The 6,339-nt window shown below is 69.9% G+C and carries 8 protein-coding genes and 1 riboswitch; of the genes, 3 read left to right on the forward strand and 5 right to left on the reverse strand.

Annotation, left to right across the window (positions count from 1 at the left end; all coding sequences use genetic code 11):
• Nucleotides 1–125: 125 nt before the first annotated feature.
• A complete protein-coding gene (thiD, locus tag ACFSVL_RS46535; protein ID WP_378314579.1) occupies nucleotides 126–959 on the forward strand; it encodes a bifunctional hydroxymethylpyrimidine kinase/phosphomethylpyrimidine kinase in 834 nt (277 codons plus the stop codon).
• On the opposite strand, the gene ACFSVL_RS46540 is transcribed toward thiD, so the two are convergent.
• Entirely contained in the window at nucleotides 956–1,387 is a 432-nt protein-coding gene (locus tag ACFSVL_RS46540) for a MarR family winged helix-turn-helix transcriptional regulator (protein ID WP_378314581.1), read from the reverse strand. The genes thiD and ACFSVL_RS46540 overlap by 4 nt on opposite strands.
• A gap of 143 nt (nucleotides 1,388–1,530) precedes the next feature.
• Entirely contained in the window at nucleotides 1,531–2,154 is a 624-nt protein-coding gene (locus tag ACFSVL_RS46545; protein WP_378314583.1) for a TetR/AcrR family transcriptional regulator, read from the reverse strand.
• Nucleotides 2,155–2,211: 57 nt separating this feature from the next.
• On the opposite strand from ACFSVL_RS46545, the gene ACFSVL_RS46550 reads away from it, so the two are divergent.
• Nucleotides 2,212–3,162 carry an NAD(P)-dependent alcohol dehydrogenase gene (locus tag ACFSVL_RS46550; protein ID WP_378314585.1) on the forward strand — a complete coding sequence of 317 codons (951 nt, stop codon included), beginning with the start codon at nucleotides 2,212–2,214 and terminating at the stop codon, nucleotides 3,160–3,162.
• A 26-nt stretch (nucleotides 3,163–3,188) separates the two neighbouring features.
• Here the strand turns inward: ACFSVL_RS46550 and thiG are convergent, their stop codons facing one another.
• The 3 genes from thiG to thiO all read right to left on the reverse strand — a co-directional run bounded on the left by thiG (nucleotide 3,189) and on the right by thiO (nucleotide 5,232).
• Nucleotides 3,189–3,941: a thiazole synthase gene (gene thiG / locus ACFSVL_RS46555; RefSeq protein ID WP_378314586.1), complete on the reverse strand. Its 753-nt coding sequence runs from the start codon at nucleotides 3,939–3,941 to the stop codon at nucleotides 3,189–3,191.
• Between the two features lie 2 nt (nucleotides 3,942–3,943).
• Complete coding sequence (thiS, locus tag ACFSVL_RS46560; RefSeq protein WP_378314588.1) at nucleotides 3,944–4,144, reverse strand: sulfur carrier protein ThiS; 201 nt, start codon at nucleotides 4,142–4,144, stop codon at nucleotides 3,944–3,946.
• The gene (thiO, locus tag ACFSVL_RS46565; protein ID WP_378314589.1) at nucleotides 4,144–5,232 is read right to left on the reverse strand and encodes a glycine oxidase ThiO; all 1,089 of its coding nucleotides are present in this window, start codon (nucleotides 5,230–5,232) and stop codon (nucleotides 4,144–4,146) included. Before thiO ends, thiS begins: the two co-directional genes overlap by 1 nt.
• Nucleotides 5,229–5,334: riboswitch (TPP riboswitch) on the reverse strand. (Overlaps the previous gene by 4 nt.)
• 30 nt (nucleotides 5,335–5,364) lie before the next feature.
• On the opposite strand from thiO, the gene thiE reads away from it, so the two are divergent.
• Nucleotides 5,365–6,033 carry a thiamine phosphate synthase gene (gene thiE, locus ACFSVL_RS46570; protein WP_378314591.1) on the forward strand — a complete coding sequence of 223 codons (669 nt, stop codon included), beginning with the start codon at nucleotides 5,365–5,367 and terminating at the stop codon, nucleotides 6,031–6,033.
• Nucleotides 6,034–6,339: the final 306 nt, after the last annotated feature.

Below are 6,339 nucleotides of genomic sequence, written 5' to 3' on the forward strand. Positions count from 1 at the left end.
GTGCTGAAGCCGCCGCCGCGGTTTTAGCCGCGCGAGGGACCAGCGCGAACACCGGGTGTGCCATCGTGGTGGACTGTGCGGGAACCACCGCCACCACGGACCAGACCAGAAGCCGGAACGCGCCCATGACCGAGAACCCGAGCCCGCCCTCCGCTCTCACCATCGCCGGATCCGATTCCGGCGGTGCCGCCGGACTGCAGGCGGACCTGCGGACCTTCCTCACCTGCGGCGTGCACGGCCTGGTCGCGGTCACCGCGGTCACCGTCCAGAACACGCTCGGCGTGCACGACCGCGCCGACCTGCCGCCGCACATCGTGGCCGGGCAGATCGAGGCGGTCGCCGAGGACATGGGCGTCGGCGCGGCGAAGACCGGCATGCTCGCGTCCGCGGAGATCATCCACGCGGTCGCGGCGGCCTGCGACAAGGCCGGGATCGGCCGGGACACCGCGATTCCGTTCGTGGTCGACCCGGTGGCGGCGGCGATGACCGGTCAGTCGCTGTTCGACGACAACGGCCTCGCCGCGCTGCGCGACGAACTCCTGCCGCGCGCCACCGTGCTCACGCCGAATCTGGACGAGGTCCGGCTGCTCACCGGCATGACCGTGACCGATCGCGAGGGCATGCACACCGCGGCCGTCGTGCTGCACCAGCTCGGCCCGAAGTACGTGCTGGTGAAGAGCGGCCACCTGCAGTCCGACCCGGAATGCGTCGACCTGCTCTTCGACGGCACGACGTTCGTGGAGCTGCCCGGCCCGCGCTGGCAGACCCCGCACACGCACGGCGCGGGCGACACCATGGCGTCCGCGCTGACCGCCGGGCTGGCCAAGGGCATGCCGGTGGTCGAAGCGGCGCGGTACGGCAAGTGGTTCGTCTCGCAGGCCGTCGAACACTCTTATCCGATGGGCGCGAAAGTCGGCCCGGTGTCGGCGTTCTGGCGGCTGGCTCCGGAGGAGCGCTAGCCCTCGTCGGAGATCAGGGCTTCCAGCGCGGGCAGCGCGGAAATGATCGACTCGCGCATTTCGGGCGTGAGCCGGTCGAGGCGGCGGTTGAGTTCCTGCACGCGGGTGGAGCGGACGCCGGAGACGAGACGTTCGCCCTCCTCGGTGGCGCGGGCGAGCCAGGCGCGCCGGTCGACCGGGTCGGACTCGCGCGTGACGTAGCCGGCTTCCACCAGCGTGGCGACGATCCGCGACATCGTGGCCGCCGCGACGCCCTCCTTGGCGGCGAGGTCGCCGAGGCGCAGCTCGCCGAAGTGGACGAGCGTGGCCAGCGCGGAGATCGACCCGTGCCCCGGCCCGGGCGCGCCCGCCTGCCGCAGCGAGCGGGAAAGCCGCCCCACCGCTAGATACAACCGGCCCGTTACGTCCTGGACCGAGGAAAGAGTCACGATCGGCTCCTTCTGACGCTGGTGCCCGCCGCTGGGTGCGCCGGAAAGGGTGCCGTCAACCATACGGCGTACCGGTGCTCAATCCGTGTCAAGCGCGGGCGAAATCACCAAGGCAGGGCCGTTTGCGCAGCTTGCCCGCCCAATCAGAGCACTGACGTGTCGAGCGGAAGCTCCGCCGGCGGGGGCAGCGGCGCAGCCGACCCGGCGCGGAACGACTGCAGCAGATACGCGGCGAGCCGCCGGGACGCCGCCGGGGCCGCCGTTCCCGCCCCGGCGCGCAGCCCGCCGTTGGCCAGCAGGATCAACGACAGGTCGGACACCGCGAAATCTGCCCGCAGCGCACCGGCCTCCTTCGCGCGGCGGATCAGCTCGGTGAACGCCCGCAGCGCCCGGTCGCGCAACTCCTCGAAGGCAACCTGGTCCGGCAGCGCGGTGACGATCGCGGCGGAGAAGCCGTGATTACGCGCCTGCATCGCGCACGTCTCCTCGATCACCCGGCAGAACCCGCGCCACGGATCGGGGTCGGCGAGCGCCTCGTCCAGCATCCCGGCGCATTCGGCCATCGGTTCGGCGAAGGCCTCGGCGACGAGATCGGCCTTGGTCGGGAAATGGCGGTACACCGTGGCCACGCCGAGCCCGGCCCGGCGCGCCAGCTCGCTCATCGACACGCCAAGCCCCTCGGTCTCGAAGGTGCGCTCGGCGACCTCGAGGATCTGCGCGCGATTGTGGGCGGCGTCAGTGCGCAACCGAGTCGATCTTTCCGGCACTCTCTCACTTTAGCGCAAACGGAAGCCCCTTTCCATTTCCTGTGCTAAAAGTGGAACATGCCTTCCACTTCGATGCGTGCCATCACCTACGACCGCTACGGACCGCCGGAGGTCCTGCGGGAAACCACTGTCCCGAAGCCGGTGCCCGGCCCCGGCGAGGTCCTCGTCCGCGTGCTCGCGCTGTCGGTCAACGGCGGCGAACTCTCGTTGCGGTCCGGAAAGCTGCTTCCGTTCAGCGGCAAACGTTTTCCCAAGCGGATCGGCCTTGACCTGGCCGGCGAGGTCGTCGAGCCCGGAACCAGCCGGTTCGCCGTCGGCGACCTGGTGTGGGGCGGCGGGCGGCAGATGGGCACCGCCGCCGAGTACCACGTGATGGCCGCCGGCCGGCTAGACCACGTGCCCGCTGGCCTCAACCCGGCGGAAGCTGTGTCGCTGCTGGCGGGCATCACCGCGATCACCGCGTTGCGCGACAAAGCCCATCTCAAGCCGGGCGAGCGGCTCCTGGTCCGCGGCGCGACTGGCGGGGTCGGGTTTGTGGCCACGCAGTTGGGCAAGGCGATGGGGGCGCACGTGACCGGGCTGGCCAGTGCCAAGAACCTTGAGCTGGCAAGGGAACTCGGCGCGGACGTCGCCCTCGACTACCGGAATCCTGGTCAGCTGGGGAAGTTCGACGTCGTTCTCGACACGGTCGGCCACGACATGGGCGAGTTCCGGCGGATGCTGGCCCCGCGCGGGCGGATGGTCGCGATTGCGTTCGACCTCGAGCATGCGGTCCGCACGGTTGGCTACGTCGCGGCGAACTCGCTGCGTCCGACGCGGTGGGTGCGGGGGTTCAGCGGCAATCCCAAGGCCGACTTGCTCGCTGACATGAGGCGGTGGGTGGACGCTGGGTTGGTGCGGCCGTTGGTGGATCGGGTGTTTCCGTTGGCGGATATGGCGGGGGCGCATCGGGCGCTTGAGGAGGGCGGGGTGCGCGGCAAGGTGGTCGTGAGTGTTTATCCCGGTTAGAACCGGCATAGACACTCACGACCTCCCTAGCGAGGCGGACTAGACGCCTGCGCCCAAAACCGCTGCGGCACCCTCCCCGCCCCTCGCGCCAGGTACCCGGCCTCCACCGCGCTCCGCATCGCCGACGCCATCCGTTCCGGGTCCGCCGCCCGCGTGACCGCCGTGGACAGCAGTACCGCGGAGCAGCCGAGTTCCATTGCCAGCGTGGCGTCCGACGCGGTGCCGATCCCGGCGTCCAGCACGATCGGCACCGACGCGCGCGAGACGATCAGCTCGATGTTGTGCGGGTTGCGGATGCCGAGCCCGGTGCCGATCGGGGCGCCGAGCGGCATCACCGCCGCGCAGCCGGCTTCTTCCAGGCGGAGGGCGACGACCGGGTCGTCGTTGGTGTACGCGAACACCGTGAAGCCGTCCGCCACAAGGCGTTCGGCGGCGTCGAGGGTCTCCATCGGATCCGGCAGCAAGGTGCGGTCGTCGGCGTGCACCTCCAGCTTCACCAGGTTCGTTTCCAGCGCCTCACGGGCTAGCTGGGCGGTGAGCACGGCTTCGGCCGCCGTCCGGCAGCCCGCGGTGTTGGGCAGCAGCTCGATGTCCAAGCGCCGCAACAGCTCCAGCACGCCGGAACCGCCCTCGGCGTCGGCGCGGCGCATCGCGACGGTGGTGAGCTGGGTGCCGGACGCGACCAGCGCGCGCTCCAGTACTTCGAGATTCGCCGCGCCGCCGGTGCCGATGATCAGCCGCGACGAAAGCTTGTGCTCGCCGATGATCAGGTCGTCCATGCTCAACCTCCTTGAACCGCGGTCAGCACTTCGAGCTGCGCGCCCTTCGGCACGACCGCTTCTTCCCAATCTCCGCGCCGCACGACCTCGCCGTTGACCGCGACGGCCACGCCCCGACGCTCCGCTCCCAGCGCGTCCAAGACCGCGGAAACGGTGCTGTCGTCGGGGAATTCCCGCCACTCGCCGTTGACCTTGATCTCCATCAGACTCGCTCCTTCTCGACCAGACGGGCGGGCGTCGCGGCGGCAATCTCTGCCGACGGGGCTTCGCCAGCCAGCCATGCGACCACGGCGTCCGCAGTCGCGGGCGCCATCAGCAAACCGTTGCGGTGGTGTCCGGTAGCCGCGTACACGCCTTCGCTCACTTCGCCGATGTACGGCAAGGCGTCGCGACTTGCGGCACGCAGTCCGGCGGCGACTTCCACCAGTTCGTACTCCGTGATGCCGGGCAGAATCCGCTCCGCGCCTTCCAGCAGCTCGCGTACGCCGCGTGCGGTGACGGCTTGCTCGAAACCGGCTTCGTACTGCGTCGCGCCAAGGACCAGTTCGCCGTCTTCTCGCGGTACCAGATAGATCGGCCGTCCTTCGACCATCGCGCGCACTGTGTACGGCGGAGGCGGCAGGCAGCCACGACGCGGACGCAGTCGCAGAATTTCGCCTTTCAGCGGGCGTACGGCGTGCTCCAGCAACGGATGCAGCTGTCCGGTCCACGCGCCAGCGGCGAGAACCACTGGGCCGGAGACTTCGGAGAGGTCGTGAAGCCGTTCGCGACGGAACTCGACCCCACGCTTCGTAGCCGCTTCGCTCAGCGCTGTGAGCAGCTTTCGGTTGTCCACGGCCAAATCGCCCGGCACATGCAGGCCGCTGCGGACCGCGCCGACGCCCGGGGCGAGCCGTCGGGCCTCGCGACCGGTGAGCGTCTCGACGTCGCGGTCGAGCGAACGCAGGTACCCGGCGAGGATGTCGAGGTGCCCGGCGTCCGCGCTGTCGAACCCGACGACGATCGTGCCGTGCTCGGCCAGCCCTGGATCGGTCCCTTCAGCGGCGAGGTCGCGCGCGAAGCCCGGCCAGCGTCGCAGCGACGCCTCCCCCAGGCTGAGCACGGCTTCCTCGCCTGGCCACGCTTCGGTGACCGGCGCGAGCATCCCGCCGGCCAGCCAGGACGCGCCGCCGTGCACGGGATCCGGGTCGACGACCGTGACGCGCCATCCACGGGCGGCCGCGCGCCAGGCCGCGGACAGCCCGATGACGCCGCCGCCGACGACAGTGACGGTTGTGGTGCTGGTGTTCACAGTGGAATCACGCTCCCTGCGCCGGCATGACCCGGATCAGGTTCCACGGTCGGAGCGGCAGCTCCCTCTCAGCCCGTGCCTCGGGCTCCCGTGCGGACTCCCACACCGTAGCGCGCGGGTAACGTCACCGCCATGCCTGCCTTGACCGGAGACCAAATTCGCGCCCGGCTCGCCGATGCCCGGCTGTACTTGTGCACCGACGCCCGCGCCTCGCGTGGAGACCTCGCTGAGTTCGTTGACGCCGCGCTTGCCGGTGGGGTGGACATCGTGCAGCTGCGGGACAAGACCGGGGGTGCGCCGCTGGAGGCTAAGCAGGAGATAGCGGCGTTGGAGGTGCTGGCGGAGGCTTGTGCTCGGCATGGGGCGTTGCTGTCGGTGAATGACCGGGCGGATGTGGCGCTGGCTGTCGGGGCTGATGTGTTGCATTTGGGGCAGGACGACATTCCGGTGACGCTGGCTCGGCGGGTGCTTGGGGAGGATGTGGTGATTGGGCGGTCCACCCATTCGGAGGAGCAGGCCGCGGCGGCGGCTGTGGAGGGTGGGGTGGATTACTTCTGCACTGGGCCTTGTTGGCCTACGCCTACTAAGCCTGGGCGGGAGGCGCCTGGGTTGGGGGTGGTTCGGGCTGCTGCTTCGTTGGGGACGAGGCGGCCCTGGTTTGCGATTGGGGGGGTTGATTTGGGGCGGTTGCCGGAGGTGGTGGAGGCGGGGGCGTCTCGGGTTGTGGTGGTTCGGGCGATTACCGAGGCGGAGGATCCTCGGGCTGCTGCTGAGGCGTTGCGGGCTGGGCTCGTCGCCTAGCGGCGACATTGCGCCTCGTGGGTTGTGGGGGCACCCCGAAGCCTGATTGTGATGACGGTCTGAGGGTGCTTGTCAAGGCGGGAAAGATGCCTTGACAAGCACCCTCAGACCGCATTTGGGCTTCGTATCGGGGTGCGGGGGTGGTGTGGGTGCGCTGGTGGGTTGGGTGCGTCGGTGGCGGTTGCGGTGGGGGCGGGGCTAGCGCCCCAATGTGGCATTCGGTGCGTCTGACGCAACGAATGCCACTGTGAGGATGTGGGGGCGGGGTCACCGGGCCGGTCTGACTCGGAATGCCACCGACCGTGG

Source organism: Amycolatopsis silviterrae (genome assembly GCF_042684085.1).
GTDB classification, from domain to species: Bacteria; Actinomycetota; Actinomycetes; order Mycobacteriales; family Pseudonocardiaceae; genus Amycolatopsis; species Amycolatopsis silviterrae.